This is a genomic window from Ruegeria sp. A5, assembly GCF_056543005.1.
In genome coordinates, this window is record NZ_JBQGAV010000001.1 from 315,134 (window position 1) to 330,642 (window position 15,509).

Below are 15,509 nucleotides of genomic sequence, written 5' to 3' on the forward strand. Positions count from 1 at the left end.
TGGCAGGGTCTTATTCGTCCTGTGCGACCAGACCTAGACCGCGCAGATAGATTCCAATTCCGCTCTCCAGAAGGTCTTCAGGCGGGAAGGGGGAACTTGCGCCGGTATTGCGTGCGAAAAGTTCGACAACACCATGGCTCATGGCCCAGATATGGGCGCTGAACATCGAAGCGGGCGGACGCTTCTCCGGCGGAATATGCTGCGACAGATCGCTGGCGGCCTTTTCAAGCACGTTTTTGGCCCGGTTCGCGGCCAGCGCCAGTTCCGGTGTACGATTGATTGAAATTCCGCTTTCGAACATCGCAATATAATAGCCGGGGTGCTTGCGGGCAAAGGCCAGATAGGCGCGGCCCGTGGCCTCAAACGCCGCAAGTGCCGAGGGTTGCCCTTTGTCATAGGCAAATTGCATCAGGTCGGCGAACATCTCAAACCCCTGACGCGCAGCCTCAGCGATCAGGTCCTCACGCCCTTCGAAATGCCGATAGACGGCTGCGGGAGTGACCCCAGCGGTCTTTGCGGCCTCTGACAATGTAAAACCGGTCGGTCCCTTCTGTTCGATCAGGGACAAGGCGGCCTCCATCAAGGCTTGCTTTAGGTTTCCGTGGTGATATCCGCGTTTCGTCATCCCGGCCTCAGGCGCGTTTTATTGTATATATGCAGCGGCCAGGGCCTAATCCAGCGTAGGCTGAGCAGAGTGTTGCAATTAACTTATGCATCCCAGATTTCCGGACCACCACTGATCTTTTCATCCGGCATGCCCACCACTTCCAGGTTTTTGCCTTCGTAGTCGAGTTGGCTTAGCACGGTGCGAATGGCTGCCAGCCGGGCGCGTTTCTTGTCATCTGATCGAATGATCGTCCAAGGGCAGTTTTCGGAATGGCTTCGTGTAAGGGTTTCGGTAATCGACTGACTGTATTCATCCCATTTGTGCAGGCCTGCGATGTCGATCGGGCTGAGTTTCCATTGCTTCAACGGGTCGGTTTCGCGGGCAAGAAAGCGGTTAAGCTGCTCGGTGCGCCCGACATTCAGCCAGAACTTGAAGATATGTATGCCATCGTTGCTAAACCCGGTTTCCAAGGGCAGGACCTGCCTGAAAAAACGTTCACGCTCTTCCGTCGTGCAGAAGCCAAAGACATTTTCGACAACGCCCCGATTATACCAACTGCGATCAAAAAACACGATTTCACCGGCCGATGGGAGATGAGAGATATAGCGTTGGAAATACCATTGGCTGCGTTCTGCGTCCGAGGGTTTGCTGAGCGCCACGTTCCGCGCGCCCCTCGGGTTCAAATTCTCGCGGAACCGTTTGATGGTTCCGCCTTTGCCAGCGGCGTCACGGCCCTCGAACAGGATAGCGATGCGCTGGTCATTCTCCTTGACCCATCGCTGCATCTTGACCAGCTCAATCTGCAGACCTTCCATCTGCTGATCGTATTCCTTGCCTTTAAGCTTTTTGGAGTAGGGGTAGGTCGGGTTCAGAATTTCACCCTTCTTGGCCTCTTCAATAGCCGAGCGTATGGGTTTTGGGGCGTGGTTGTGAAAATAGTTCTCGATAGTGTCCGGGTCTGATTGGGTCATGCACGGCCTCGCCATAAAATCCATATCTTACTATGAATTACGGATGGACTTAACGCAAACCCGCGCGCTCGGCTGCGCGGTCGATTGCGGCGGCAACCTCTGGGGCTGCCACGACCTGCGGCATGTGTCCGATACCGTCCAACTCGATCAGCTCAGCGTCGGGAATCTGTTCGATCAGGCGCTCGGAGTGCCAGCCCAGCCCGACAGTCGTATCCGCCGTACCGTGGACAATTTCGGTTGGCACGGAGATCTCGCCATAGCGGGGTTGAAGCTCGGTGATTTCATCCAACAGATTTGCACGCTGTTTGGCATTTGCGTGCATCGAAGACTGGCGCATGGTCAAGCCCGGCCCGAAATGCTCGGCATATCCTTCGGGGGCTTTTTGCGGTGCAAACACCTGGTCCAATGCCTTCGTAACAAACCAGTCAGGAACAAATGCGCTGACCAAAGGCAAGGCAAGGGCGTTGCCCGCTGTCGTCGCACCAATAGTGTTGAACGCGTCCAGAGGTGTTTCCCACGGGATCGCCGCCGGAGCGATCAGGACCAAAGCTGCGATGTTGTCGGGCCGGGTGACAGCCCAGGCAAGCGAAACCGAACCGCCATAGCTTTGCCCGGCGACGATCGGTTTTTCTGCGCCTAGTTTCGATGCGGCCCGTTGTAGGATTACCGCTTGTTCGACAATGGTTTCGCCGTCGGAGTTAAAGCTATCTGAGTATCCAAGACCCGGGCGGTCAAAGACGATGACGCGATAGGTCTCGGCCAGAATTGGGGCCAGCGCAAAAGTCATGTCGCGAGTATTTCCACTGGATCCGTGGATCAACACCACATCTGGCCCTTCTCCCATCACGACGGCATGAACTGCAACACCATCGACTTCGACGATCTGGCCTTCTGGCGGAAACGAAGCCTCGGCGCTGCTTTCACGCTGCGCGCTGCGCCATGCGGTCACAAGAGCGAGACCCACAAGCGCAACGCTGAGTGATATCAAAAGCTTACTGGCCAATTTTACTCATATCAAACGGGGTTGTCTGGTAAATTTCATTGATCCAGTTACCATAAAGCAGATGCGCGTGACTGCGCCACCTGTTCTGAGGGTTCTGGCTTGGATCATCGTCGGGATAGTAGTTGATAGGCACATTAATCGGCGTGTTATTTGCGATGTCCCGGTCATATTCCTGTTTGAGCGTATCGCTGTCATACTCAAAGTGATTGAAGATATAGAGCGCCCGATGCACGGGATCTTCGATCAGGCAGGGGCCGACATCATCACTGCCAAGCAAAGTGATCAGATCAGGAACCGCATCGATCTCGTATTGCCGCATCTCGGTCCAGCGGCTGACGGGTATCACGCAATCATCAGAAAAACCACGCAAAAATGGAGACGCTGGTGCTAGGTTCCGGTGCCGGAAGCAGCCAAAGGCCTTCGCGTCCAGCATGTGTTTTTCAACGTCGTGGAAATGGTTGATCATCGCCATACCACCCCAGCATACGCCGAATGTGGAATGCACATTGGTCTGGGTCCACTCGAACACTTCGCGGATTTCATCCCAATAGGTGACGTCAGCGAAATCCAGATGTTCGATTGGTGCACCGGTTATGATCAGGCCGTCGAACTTCTGGTTCTTCACCTCCTGAAAAGGATGGTAGAACTCGGCCATATGCTCGGCGGCGGTATTCCTGGTCTGATGTTCCGTCATGCGGATCAGCGATAGCTCGATCTGCAGTGGGGTCGCTCCGATCAGGCGTGCGAACTGGTTTTCGGTCTGTATCTTCTTTGGCATCAGGTTCAAAAGCCCAATCCGAAGGGGGCGAATATCCTGCCGTGCGGCCTGATCATCAGCCATGACCATGACGCCCTCATTTGTCAGGACTTCAAAGGCGGGCAGGTCAGAGGGGATTTTGATCGGCATTTGGTCACGCTGTTGAAACTGCGAAGGAAGTTTGGAACTTAGGCGGGGTTGGGGCGGGTCTCAAGGGTGTGTTCGATCAACTCATCGAAATCGCCACTATTCCGCACTTTGGCGATGTCATCGGCTGCTATTGTAACGCCCCAATTTCGGGCCATCGCTTCATAGCGTGGCTGCCGGTGCGCCAGCGCTTGCGCATAGGTCCAGCGGATGAATGCATCCGGATCAACCTCGGTGCCGGAACACTTGTTGAGGGCGAGGTATTCGTCCCAAACCCTCTGCAGGAACTCGGCCTTATAGGACATAGGCTTTGGTGCCTTGTCGAAGCGTTTGATCAGTTCTTCAGTGTGGGCTTCATCGCCCTTGATCCAGATCATCAGGGTCTGGCGCGACAATTCAGTCAGAATGTGGTCATTTGGATTGTCAGGCTCTACCCATTCGCAGATTGACCCGCCGGTATCGCAGATAAAGTGTGGATAGTTATAAAGACGATTGGCCCGGTCTATGAAATACTTGGTATCCAACAGGGCATGGATTTCGGCCTGCCGAAACTGGTCTTGCCGCAGCTGATATTCCGAGATTTCAAGGCCGCCCAGATCGGGATTGCCCGGCTTGCCCAGATAAGTCGACACCGGGGTCAGGTTTTGAAACGTGATGTTCGATCCGATATATATTGAATCCGACAGCAAAAGCTCGCGGAGAAAGGGTACTTTCATCGCCTCAGCCTTGGCATTGTCCGCGATATGTTCGCCCATATAGCGGGTGCCGATGCGGTAATCGATTGAATAGTGGAACCAGTCTCCGGCATCTCGCAGCGTGTTTGAGACATAGGATTTTCCCAACCCGGACATACCGAAGAACAACACCTTCTTTCGCGCAGCCTGACGCCAGTCCGTTGCCGAGTTGTAGATCATAATCCGCCGTCCCTTGTTTTGCCCTAGCTAAAACGGGCCGCTGGCGGCGTCAATCGCGTCGGCGAGATCGGCTGAGGATGAGCAAGCCGATCGCCAGTACCGTAAAACCGATAAAAGCACGTGGTGGCAAAGCTTCATCGCGTACCAAAGCACCCATTAGTATTGCGATTGGCGGAATGATGAGCGTTACGAGCAGAACATTGCCGCTGCCTGCTTGTTGCAGTACGCGATAATACAGCAGATACGCCCCGGCCGTAGCGAGCAGGGCGTAATAGGCGATTGCCAGCCAGGTTTGCAGGGGCAGGGTGAAGGTCGGAACTCCATCGACCAATAACATAACAGGCGTCATCAGGATCGCAGATCCGGTCAACATACCTGCCGCGGCGATCTGAGGTGGAAGTGTGCTCATGTGGATGCGAGCCCAGATGGCTGCAAACGCATAAGAAAGCGTCCCAGCCAGGATCGCAACCTGACCCAGGTTGCTTGGGTTTAGGTTGCTAAACTGTCTGAGGCCAATTGTGATTGAAACGCCCAGAAACCCAAGCCCTACGCCAAGGAGGCGGGTTTTGGTCAGCCTCTCGTCGCGAAAAAACAAGGCCGCCAGAAGGACGCCGAAGATCGCGGTGGCAGCGTTCAGAATCGATGTCAGCCCAGTTTCGACATAGAGCTGCCCCCAGGCCATAAGCGAGAATGGCAGGACATTGTTCAACAGCCCCATGATCAGAAAAATACCCCAGACCTTGGGATCGCTCGGGACCGGTTGGCGTTGAAAGATGATGACGATCCACAACGCCAGCGCTGCCCAAAAAACCCTGTGGAAAACTGATGTTATGACGGGAATCGTATCAAGTGCAATTCGGATCGCAAGGAATGACATTCCCCAAATGACACCAAGCAGTATCAATTCGGACCAAGTGCGAGCTGTGAGTGTTTTCTGAGAAGTCATGGCTTGTTCTGGCATCTCTCAATCAGCATATCGACCCGGAACATGCGAAAAAGCCCCACCGAATTGGCGGGGCTTAATATGCACATTTGCATCTGCTTTAGTTCAGCGCGTAAGTCACCTGAATACCAACGCTCCATGCGCTGTTGCCAGTGAACGTGGCACGGTTATCGGGGCCAGTACCGTTGGCAGTGGCATCCCCAATATCCGTATAGCGTACACCACCGGAAATCTTGGCCTTTTCAAGAGAGTAAGTGCCGCCCAGGCCGATACTCCAGAACCCATCCGTCGGGCCTAGGTTCGAGACCGAGTTCCCCTGAGAGCTCTCGTAACCCAGCGTTACCGCGCCAGAGAATTCTTCGCTGAACTGATAGCCGAGACCCAGTGAGTAGGTCCATGTCGCCTCTTCGTAGTCGACTAGGTTAATACCTGTCAGACCAGTATAGACCGGCGGTGCGTACACGGTTTGCGGCCAGTCAACCCAACGGATCGAACCAAACAACAGGGTTTTTGGCGCGACACCTGTCTGGAAATCGAGATTGACCGATTGAGGCGTCACAACCTCGGTCGATGAATCGGCGCTGACGCGACCCACGACGGGTATTCCGGGTGGAACAATTCCAGTGATGGCATCGTTCGCTTCGGTCTGCGACAGATCATGTGTGATTTTCGAGTTATAGGTCAGAGCGACCCGTGCGGCGATATCTGGCCGTTCCCAAGCAACACCGACAACGTAACCGAAATCGATCTCGGCATCGGTTTCAACGCGGTATCCGCCGGACGCGAATGGTGTTGTGCTTGCACCAGCGATCGGAACTGAAACACTTGCTTTCAGACGCTGGGCGCGGAGACCACCGATAACACTGAAGCCACCATCCAATTTGTAGCGAAGCAAAGCCGTGATCGCATCGGTATCTGCTTTTGCGCGAAGCACGTCAGTTGTTGCTCCGGGAAGACCTGCCAGAGCCAAGACATTCTGCGACAAGGGATAATCCGAAGAATAGTCGATATCCGCGCCAAACGGCTCGTCATAAACCAGCGCGAAGTCGAGCTTTTCGGTCAAAGAAGTCTTGTATGCCAGATGCGGAGTGAAAAAGCTGTTCGAGACATTGCCCGAGTCAATCGTTTCCCCAAACGTCGGGCTGGTCGGGATTTGATCCTCCATCGATCCGCTTACGTCCGGCTTTGTATACCCAAGCCGAAACTGCACGACAGATCCCTCTTCGAACAGGATGTTAACACCTTGCCCACTTCGGTCTAGGCCGCCGGCCTGCGCCGCGGTTGCCCCAATGCACAACGCGCATGTGTGCAACAACACTCGTTTCATATATTCCTCCCTACACTGTCCAAATTGCCTGTTATACGCATCCTCATTGGGCGTATTCGGCCTCGTTACCGCTTTTTACTGTCTTAAACTTTAAAATTGGGTCAACCGGTGACGGAGCGTTATTCAGCAAAATAGCTCTATGCGGGTGTTGCTGAATTGTTACGGTTCTCGGACCAAACGTTCAGGAAAATCCCGGCAAAGATCACCACGGCCCCCAGAAGCGTCCAGTGATCCAGCGGCTCGTGATAAATGACCATCCCGAGGATCGCGATGGTCGGAAGGCGTGCAAAATCAAACGGCACGACCACGGTCGCAGGCGCGATGGCCAGGGCATTGGTAATACAGTAGTGGGCCAATAGGCCTGCCAAGCCGACAAGCAAAAGAAGCGGCGCAGTCGTTAAGGTTGGAAGTGTTATTTGCCCATCCAGACCTGATGCAACCAGACCCAAACCGGCCTGCATCAAAGTAAGCCAGAACATAATGCATCCGATGCTGGCTGTGCGCGTTAAGGACTTGGTCGATATTGCTGTTAACGCGAAGAAAATCGCAGATGCGGCCGCAGCAATAACGCCGGGACTAAGTGTGGCGGCCCCTGGACGGGCCACAATGAGAATCCCGGCAAATCCGATCAGGGCTGCGGTCAGACGCAAAGCGGTCAACCTCTCGTGCAGCAGCAGTGGGGATAGCAGGATCACCCAGATGGGTTGAGTGAATTCGAGTGCAAAGACCTGGGCCAACGGGATCACCGTTACTGCATAGAACCACAGGTTCTGCCCGGTGAAATGCAACACGTTCCGAATACCATGCAAACCAAGACGTTTGGTGGTTACCTGATGCCATTTGCGTGAAGCCGAGAGGACGATTGCCACCACGCAGATACCAACTAGGCTGCGATAGAACATGATCTCAAAGGTGTCGTGCGTCACGCTCAGCTCGCGGCCGGCAATGGCCATCGATGTGAATGAGGCGATCGCCCCTGTCATCCACAGCGCCGCCTTACCGATCTGCATTTTATTGCTGTTCATGAGATCTCTTACATGTGCTGTGGTGCAACGGGCTGAATAGATTGCGTTTTACCCGATGAAGCAAGGCTAAATGTAAGTCTGGCCGTCTATGATCGCTTTGGGTGAGGGGCTTAGATGATGCCAGTATTCTGACGCGAACCCGCAAATAAAAGGGGTTCTTAGCCGTTCGGCGTGCTGGCTCTGATACTCAGGTGGTTGGCAGAGCTTTGCTGACCGAATCGCCGTTCAACACGTATCGAGCACCGGTATGAGGGCAGGTAACCTCACCACGCCCAGTGAGAGGTAAATCCAACTGCTCGCCATACTCGCTCATCCAGCCAATCTGTTTGGCAGCGACGCCCACCATCAGTGCGTATGGCTTCACGTCAGCATTAACAACGGCACCTGCGCCGATAAAAGCGTATTCCCCGATTGTAGCACCGCAAACGATCGTGCAATTGGCGCCCAGCGTGGCCCCTTTCTTTACCAGAGTATTGCGGTATTCGGCCTTTCGTTCGATCAATGAACGCGGGTTGTACACATTCGTGAACACCATGCTCGGCCCACAGAATACGCCATCTTCCAGCGTGATGTTGTCATAGATCGAAACGTTGTTCTGAATTTTGCAATCGTCGCCAATTATAACCTTGTTCCCAACGAAGACATTCTGCCCGAGTGAAACATTTCGGCCCAGCTTGGCGCCTCCGCAGATGTGCACCCAATGCCAGATTCGGCAGCCATCTCCGATCTGCGCGCCTTCATCGACGATTGCCGTTTCATGTACCGAGTAGTTGCTCATCGAATTGTCCTTCTCCCGTCAAATGCGGTGCATTTCAGCACTGCCGAGGGGGAATAATCATTCCCATTCAATCGTTCCGGGAGGTTTCGAGGTGATGTCGTAAGTGCATCGGTTGATGCCCTTGACTTCGTTGATGATACGCGTGGCGGTTTCACCGAGGAATTCGTGGCTGAACGGATAGTAGTCCGCTGTCATGCCATCGACGGATGTGACCGCGCGGAGGGCGCAGGCATAATCGTATGTTCGTCCATCCCCCATTACACCGACCGTGCGCACCGGAAGAATGGCGACAAAGGCCTGCCAAATCTCATCATACAGACCATGTTTGCGAATCTGGTCGATATATATGGCATCGGCTTCGCGTAGGATCTCAAGCTTTTCGCGAGTTATCTCACCCGGGCAGCGAATGGCAAGGCCGGGGCCGGGGAAGGGGTGGCGACCGATGAAGCTGTCGGGCAGGCCCAACTCTCGGCCCAACGCGCGGACCTCGTCCTTGAAGAGTTCACGCAGAGGCTCGACCAGCTTCAAACCCATCTTTTCAGGCAGGCCACCCACATTGTGATGCGATTTGATGGTCACAGATGGACCGCCCGAAAACGACACGGATTCAATCACATCTGGATACAGGGTGCCCTGTGCCAAGAACTCGGCGCCGTCGATTGTGTCGGCGTGTTTCTGGAACACGTCGATGAACAGCTTGCCGATAATCTTGCGCTTGGTCTCAGGATCGGATTGACCATCAAGTTCACCCAGGAACAGTTCACTTTCGTCCGCGTGGATCAACTGGATGTTGTAATTGTCGCGGAACATGCCGACGACTTCGGCAGCTTCGTTCTTGCGTAGCAGCCCATGGTCGACAAACACGCAGGTCAGCTGATCGCCAATCGCCTCATGTATCAGGATCGCCGCAACCGAGCTGTCGACACCGCCAGACAAGCCACAAATGACTTTTTTGTCCCCGACCTGTTCGCGGATCTTGCGGATCATCTCGTCCCGATAAGCCCCCATGGTCCAATCGCCCTTGAACCCTGCCAGTTTGACAAAATTCTCATAGAGCTTTGCACCCTTGGGTGTGTGATGAACCTCGGGGTGAAATTGCACCGCATAGAAATGACGCGAGGCGTCGGCCGTGATGGCATACGGCGCGTTGGGTGAAATGCCGAACACCTCAAAACCCGGAGCGATTTCGCTTACATGATCGCCGTGGCTCATCCAGACCTGCTCGTCACCTTCGGCGAACCAGCCATCGAGGATATCAAGCCGATTATTCTGAGTAACAAATGCGCGGCCAAATTCTGCGGTGCCGTGCCCGCTTTCAACCTTGCCGCCCAGTTGATGCATCATCACCTGCTGACCATAGCAGATGCCCAGGATCGGCACGCCGTAGTCAAAAATCTCTTGCGGGGCGCGGGGTGAACCCTCGCGCGTAACACTGTCAGGGCCGCCCGAAAAAATGACGGCCTTGGGCGCCATCTCTCGCACGAAATCCATCGTGACGTTCTGGTAGGGGTGGATTTCGCAATAGACGTTCAGTTCGCGCAAGCGGCGGGCAATAAGCTGCGTCACCTGGCTGCCGAAGTCGATGATCAAAAGGCGGTCATGGCTGTCTTGGGTCATGATTGGCTATTAGGTCGCAAGCCTTGCTTGTGCAAGCGTAATGACGTCAATTCAGCGAGGAGGCTGATACATGACCACCATAAAACTCAGAACTGCCGAACGAAGCGACGCCAAGTCGATACAAGTTTGTATCGCAAGCGCTTATGCCGATGCGATGAGAGACATTGCCGATCTGCCGGATGTTACGTCTGGTATCGAGGAAGAGATCGCAGAGCATCAGGTCGTCATTGCTGAAGTGGACGGTACACTTTTTGGTGTCATCATATTTGATCAACAGGCCGAGGCTATGATGATATTCAATCTCGCCGTTTCGCCAGAGGCTCAGGGCAAGGGTATTGCGCGGCAACTGCTTGCAGTTGCTGAAGCTAAGGCCGTTGAGGCCGGGCTTTCAGTCCTGCGCTTGCGGACACATCGGCTGATGCGTGCAACCCGCGAAATGTACACTCATCTGGGGTGGGTTGAGGTCGAGGTGTCAGGAAACACTGTCGTTATGCAGAAAAAGGCAAAGTAGTAACCGACAGACATATGTCGCAGCGGCCCGCGGTTCATGTCGCTTTTACCTCTAGAGCGCCGTAAACTACCTGTGGCGAAGTTTGCCGTTCATGTAACACATCTACCAAACCAACCAATCACGGGATTTACTCAATGGCAGAGGCAAACACCCGGCGCAGGGCACGGGGTGGCGGTGGTGCCGCCCGTCGTGCCGAGCGTACGGCGGTCAAGATCGAAACCGCGAAATATATCGAACGCAATATCCCCAATTTCGAGGTCCTCAACGAAGAGGCGCTGGAGATTATCGAAACCAATGCGGAAACCGTATTGGCTGAGATTGGCGTCAATTTCGTAGACAATCCGGCAGCGCTTGAGCGCTGGAAAGACGCGGGTGCAGATGTGGATGGTGAGCGCGTCCGCCTGCCGCGCGGCCTGGCACGTGAGCTGATCAAGACCGCCCCTAGCGAATTTACCCAGCACGCCCGCAATCCCGAGAAATCGGTAGTCATCGGCGGCCGCAATATGGTTCTGGCTCCGGTCTATGGTCCTCCGTTTGTACGCGATGCGCAAGGCGGACGTCGTTACGCGACAATGGACGATTTCAACAAGTTCGTGAAGCTGGCCTACATGTCCAAGTGGCTGCACCATTCGGGCGGTACGGTCTGCGAACCGACAGATATTCCGGTAAACAAGCGCCATTTGGACATGCTGATGGCGCATATGACTCTGTCCGACAAACCGTTCATGGGTTCGGTCACTGATCCCAGCCGGGCGCAGGATTCGATCGAGATGTGCGAGATCCTGTTCGGCAAAGAGTTCGTGCAGAACAACACCGTGATGACATCTTTGACCAACATCAACTCGCCGATGACCTTTGACGACGTGATGATGGGTTCTCTGGAAGTTTATGCCGCAAACAATCAGGCCTGCATTATTTCGCCGTTCATCGTGGGTGGTGCTATGGCACCGGTTTCGGTCGCGGGTACGCTGACGCAGGTTCTGGCCGAGGTCATGGCAGGTGTAGCATATAGCCAGATCATCCGTCCGGGTGCTCCTGCGATCTTTGGGGCGTTCGTATCGTCGATCGACATGAATTCAGGAGCGCCGACCTTTGGCACCCCAGAGGCTTCGCACGTCACTTATGGCGCGGGTCAGTTGGCGCGCCGACTGGGTCTACCATATCGCTCTGCGGGTTCGTTCTGTGGTTCAAAATTGCCGGATGCGCAAGCTGCGTATGAGACCGCGAACTCGTTGAACATGGGTCTTATGTCGGGTGTGAATTTCATGCTGCATTCCTGCGGTTGGCTCGAAGGCGGCTTGGTGGCGGATTTCGAGAAATTCGTCATGGATGCAGATCAGTTGGGCGTCTTGCACGGATTGGCCAAAGGTGTGGCCTATGATGAGAATGCACAGGCGATGGACGCCATCCGCGAAGTCGGTCCCGGAGGTCACTATTTGGGTTGTGCCCATACGCAAGCCAACTTCAAGGAAGCGTTCTGGAAAACCGATCTCTTGGATTACAAGCCGTTTGAGACCTGGGAAGAAGAAGGCGCCCGCGATACACGTACGCTGGCTTCGGCACGGGTTGAGCATCTGTTGGCGAACTACCAGCAGCCGCAGCTTGACCCTGATGTAAAGGCGGCGCTCGACGCATATGTTGCCGAAAAGAAAGCATCGATGCCGGACGCGTTCACCTGATTACTGATACTGCGTTGCGCGACTGGCCTGATACAGTTGCGCTTCGCCATTCAATGCAATCAGCAGATCAAGATGGCGAACCAGTGAATAGGCCGCATCTTCTTCGATGCGCTGCGCGTTTATCTCACGCTCCAATTCCAGCAACCGGATCAACGCTGCTCCAGTGGCCGGCGTTGATCCATACCCAAGAAGCCGTTGCAGGTGGCGGTCGCGATTATAGTCCTGCGCCCCGATCTTGGCGGCACGGGCCAGTAGTCGCGGGCGGCGGAGTGTGGTGATCATGGTCATCAGGTCCTGCACGGCAGCTTTCCTTCTTTTTCAATTTCGCTGTCTGAAATGTGACACAACCTAAGCGGGTGTTGCCTTGTGCGGGATCACCCCGAACTATGGTTTCACCACTGTTTATCTTTTTGAATCAATTCTGCTCTGTGCCGTCTGTGATTAACGAACGAGTAACGAAAGCAACTCTAGTTAGATTTGGTTAACTAAGAATCCGACGGCTAAAACTGTCAGTTTGTTTTGTCGACGAGGGCGAAGAAATATGGAAAACAGCGTGGCATTCACTGTTCCGGCATGGGTTCCCGAAGGGGCGCAACGATATCTGGACCATACGGAGTCAGGGCGATCTATTCGGGATATCGCACGGTCCGCAGGGTGCCATGCCTCGACCATTCTGCGTCAGATCCGCAGGGTTGAGATGCGCAGGGACGATCCTTTGGTGGATGCAGCTCTGCATTCTCTGGCCCAGTCACACTTTGCGCCAATGGAGCGCACAGGTTCCTCATTTGCAATCGTGACGTCTGAGGCAGAACGGCCCGAAGCCCAAGACGACGAATTCGAGCGCGAGTCGCTGCGTGTACTGAGGCGCATGTGTGAATCCGGTGCAGTGCTTGCCGTGGCCGAGGATATGGACAAAGCTGTTGTGGTTCGGGACAACGGCGAAGGCGGAACTACTAAAACAGCGGTTGTAGATTGCCGGATCGCGCAGGCTCTGGCGCTGAATGATTGGATTTCATGCGATAGTCCGGGTCGGATCTCGCGCTACCGGATTTCAACCTCGGGCAGGGCTGCACTAAGTCATTTGATTGCCGAGGCCGAAAACCGGGCGCGTACGCAGAATGAATTTGGCATGGCGGAAGCGCAGGCCGCATTCAAACCCGCAACTGCGGGTGCAAGGGCGCCATCACAGCCTCGCGTCCGTTACAGCACTGTGGAAAGCCCGCTGATCGCTTTGGCGCGCCGCCGCGACCGGGATGGCAAGCCGTTTCTGGATGAAACTCTGGTGAGCGCGGGCGAGCGCTTGCGTGAGGATTTCGAACTGGCCCAGATCGGACCTCAGGTCACACAAAATTGGGATCGCTTTCTGACAGGCGGTGGACGCGGTGACTTTGCCTCGGACAGCCAGGTGGGGCGAGGACCTTCTGGTGCCAGGGATCGTGTGGCCCGCGCGCTGTCTGACCTTGGGCCGGGTTTGAGCGACGTCGCGCTGCGCTGTTGTTGTTATCTAGAAGGGCTTGAGCTGGCTGAAAAGCGGATGGGCTGGTCTGCGCGATCAGGCAAGATCGTGCTGCGGATCGCGTTGCAAAGGCTGAAGCGCCACTACGAGGACCAGACCGAGCGGGATCGGATGATCGGCTGAACGATTCATGCAGCCATATACCGGCCTTGCGGAAATGACCCCAAATGATAGTCAGGGGTTATGAATTTCACCTTCCGCCAGCTGCAATATTTCCAGGCCGTCGCCGAACAGCGTAACTTTGGCCGTGCCGCGCAGGTCTGCCATGTGTCGCAGCCTGCGCTTTCGGTTCAAATCAAGGCACTGGAAGACTCGATCGGTGGGCCGTTGTTCGAACGGCAGGCCCGCGACATCCTGTTGACACCACTTGGTCGAGACGTTTTGGACTATGTCCAACATGTCCTGAACGCGGCCGAACGGTTGGACCGGTTTGCACGCGACCATTCGGGTGGCCATAGGTCCCTGTCGATCGGGATCATTCCTACGGTTGCACCTTATTTGTTGCCGGGGGTGTTAGCCGGGTTGCGGGCTGCGGATGTCTCGTTGCGGGTTCAGATTCGTGAGGCCCGGACCGAGCGATTGCTATCCATGTTGGGCTTGGGTGAAATAGATGCCGCCGTACTGGCGCTGCCCTTGGGAAATGGAACTTTCCACGAAGAGCCACTATTCGAAGATCGGTTCTTGCTGGCAGGAAGTCAGACTCGCTTGAATCGATTGACCATCAGCCCGGAAGAGTTGCGGCCTGTGGACTTGAAGACAGCGCAGTTGATGCTGTTGGAAGACGGGCACTGCCTGACAGATCAGGCGCTAGAAGTTTGCGGTCAGGATCGTACCAGCGGCCAAATTAATATGGGTGCGTCCTCACTTGCCACGTTGTCGCGTTTGGTCGCCGAAGGGTTTGGCCTGACGTTGATGCCTGAACTTGCGGCGCAGGCCGAGACGGATGCAGTCCCTGGTCTGCGATTGTTGCGATTTGGTGCGCCGCAACCGGCGAGGACCATTGGCCTGGTGCGTCGCAGCTCGACCGGAGCGGAGGAGTGGTTCGATCGATTGGCGCAAGTAATTCGGCAGGTCGGTGAAGACGTGGTAGCTAAAACTCGAACCTAACGAAAAAGGCCCGCCGAAATGGCGGGCCATTCAAAGTAGTGCATGACAGGATTATGCCAGCGCCGGTTCGCGGGCTTCGTCCAGATGCTTCATTAGGTTTTCCGGGGACGACACTCCGTAAGGGTCTTCGGGGCAGTTATCCATCAGGCCGGGCTCTTCGAACCATGCCTCCACAACGCCATCGTTGACGATGGCTGCGTAACGCCACGAGCGCATGCCAAAGCCCAGATTGTCCTTGTCGACCAGCATACCCATTTTACGCGTGAACTCACCGGACCCATCAGGAATGACCTTGACGTTTTCCAGACCCTGATCGGCGGCCCATTTGTTCATGACAAAGCTGTCGTTGACGGACATGCAGTAGATTGCATCGATGCCCTTGGCCGCAAAATCGCCGTGGCCTTTTTCGAAACCAGGCAATTGATAGGTCGAGCATGTCGGGGTGAATGCGCCGGGCAGCGAGAACAGGATAACGCGCTTGCCTGCAAAATAATCCGCAGTTGTCTTGTCTTCCCAACGGAACGGGTTGGGGCCTTCGACGGCCTCATCGCGGACACGGGTGTGGAAGGTTACGTCAGGTAGTTTTGCACCGGTTTTCATCATCAAA

The 15,509-nt window shown here is 55.1% G+C and carries 16 protein-coding genes; 4 read left to right on the top strand and 12 right to left on the bottom strand.

All coding sequences use genetic code 11. From position 1 onward, the window contains the following. Positions 1–10: 10 nt before the first annotated feature. The 10 genes from ACR0AY_RS01560 to guaA form a co-directional block, all read right to left on the bottom strand. On the bottom strand, positions 11–625 hold the full coding sequence (locus tag ACR0AY_RS01560) for a TetR/AcrR family transcriptional regulator (protein ID WP_170393260.1): 615 nt from the start codon (positions 623–625) through the stop codon (positions 11–13). Positions 626–708: 83 nt separating this feature from the next. Then, positions 709–1,578 carry a polyphosphate kinase 2 gene (gene ppk2 / locus ACR0AY_RS01565; protein ID WP_170510260.1) on the bottom strand — a complete coding sequence of 290 codons (870 nt, stop codon included), beginning with the start codon at positions 1,576–1,578 and terminating at the stop codon, positions 709–711. Positions 1,579–1,627: 49 nt separating this feature from the next. Next, positions 1,628–2,581: an alpha/beta fold hydrolase gene (locus ACR0AY_RS01570; protein ID WP_170510257.1), complete on the bottom strand. Its 954-nt coding sequence runs from the start codon at positions 2,579–2,581 to the stop codon at positions 1,628–1,630. Continuing rightward, positions 2,571–3,488 carry a homoserine O-acetyltransferase MetA gene (gene metA / locus ACR0AY_RS01575; protein WP_170510254.1) on the bottom strand — a complete coding sequence of 306 codons (918 nt, stop codon included), beginning with the start codon at positions 3,486–3,488 and terminating at the stop codon, positions 2,571–2,573. Before metA ends, ACR0AY_RS01570 begins: the two co-directional genes overlap by 11 nt. A gap of 38 nt (positions 3,489–3,526) precedes the next feature. Continuing rightward, positions 3,527–4,399 carry an ATPase gene (locus tag ACR0AY_RS01580; RefSeq protein ID WP_170510251.1) on the bottom strand — a complete coding sequence of 291 codons (873 nt, stop codon included), beginning with the start codon at positions 4,397–4,399 and terminating at the stop codon, positions 3,527–3,529. A 49-nt stretch (positions 4,400–4,448) separates the two neighbouring features. Beyond that, on the bottom strand, positions 4,449–5,360 hold the full coding sequence (locus ACR0AY_RS01585; protein ID WP_480453651.1) for a DMT family transporter: 912 nt from the start codon (positions 5,358–5,360) through the stop codon (positions 4,449–4,451). 82 nt (positions 5,361–5,442) lie between these two features. Further along, on the bottom strand, positions 5,443–6,669 hold the full coding sequence (locus ACR0AY_RS01590; protein WP_170393255.1) for an OmpP1/FadL family transporter: 1,227 nt from the start codon (positions 6,667–6,669) through the stop codon (positions 5,443–5,445). Positions 6,670–6,806: 137 nt separating this feature from the next. Further along, a complete protein-coding gene (locus ACR0AY_RS01595) occupies positions 6,807–7,694 on the bottom strand; it encodes a DMT family transporter (RefSeq protein WP_170421307.1) in 888 nt (295 codons plus the stop codon). A gap of 187 nt (positions 7,695–7,881) precedes the next feature. After that, positions 7,882–8,472, bottom strand: a complete 591-nt coding sequence (locus ACR0AY_RS01600; protein ID WP_170393253.1) for an acyltransferase — start codon at positions 8,470–8,472, stop codon at positions 7,882–7,884. 57 nt (positions 8,473–8,529) lie between these two features. Next, positions 8,530–10,089: a glutamine-hydrolyzing GMP synthase gene (gene guaA / locus ACR0AY_RS01605; protein ID WP_170510248.1), complete on the bottom strand. Its 1,560-nt coding sequence runs from the start codon at positions 10,087–10,089 to the stop codon at positions 8,530–8,532. 70 nt (positions 10,090–10,159) lie between these two features. Between guaA and ACR0AY_RS01610 the strand changes: the two genes are divergently transcribed. Continuing rightward, entirely contained in the window at positions 10,160–10,600 is a 441-nt protein-coding gene (locus ACR0AY_RS01610; RefSeq protein ID WP_170510246.1) for a GNAT family N-acetyltransferase, read from the top strand. 134 nt (positions 10,601–10,734) lie between these two features. After that, on the top strand, positions 10,735–12,279 hold the full coding sequence (locus tag ACR0AY_RS01615; RefSeq protein ID WP_170393250.1) for a trimethylamine methyltransferase family protein: 1,545 nt from the start codon (positions 10,735–10,737) through the stop codon (positions 12,277–12,279). Here ACR0AY_RS01615 and ACR0AY_RS01620 read toward each other — a convergent pair whose 3' ends face one another. After that, positions 12,280–12,567, bottom strand: a complete 288-nt coding sequence (locus tag ACR0AY_RS01620) for a DUF6477 family protein (RefSeq protein WP_480453654.1) — start codon at positions 12,565–12,567, stop codon at positions 12,280–12,282. 253 nt (positions 12,568–12,820) lie between these two features. On the opposite strand from ACR0AY_RS01620, the gene ACR0AY_RS01625 reads away from it, so the two are divergent. Together ACR0AY_RS01625 and ACR0AY_RS01630 are read left to right on the top strand one after the other, a co-directional pair. Beyond that, positions 12,821–13,918 (top strand): DUF6456 domain-containing protein, encoded by a 1,098-nt coding sequence (locus ACR0AY_RS01625; protein ID WP_170510240.1) that lies wholly within the window; start codon positions 12,821–12,823, stop codon positions 13,916–13,918. 60 nt (positions 13,919–13,978) lie between these two features. Continuing rightward, on the top strand, positions 13,979–14,902 hold the full coding sequence (locus ACR0AY_RS01630; protein ID WP_170510237.1) for a hydrogen peroxide-inducible genes activator: 924 nt from the start codon (positions 13,979–13,981) through the stop codon (positions 14,900–14,902). Between the two features lie 51 nt (positions 14,903–14,953). On the opposite strand, the gene ACR0AY_RS01635 is transcribed toward ACR0AY_RS01630, so the two are convergent. Continuing rightward, on the bottom strand, positions 14,954–15,502 hold the full coding sequence (locus ACR0AY_RS01635) for a peroxiredoxin (RefSeq protein ID WP_170393246.1): 549 nt from the start codon (positions 15,500–15,502) through the stop codon (positions 14,954–14,956). Between the last annotated feature and the right edge of the window lie 7 nt (positions 15,503–15,509).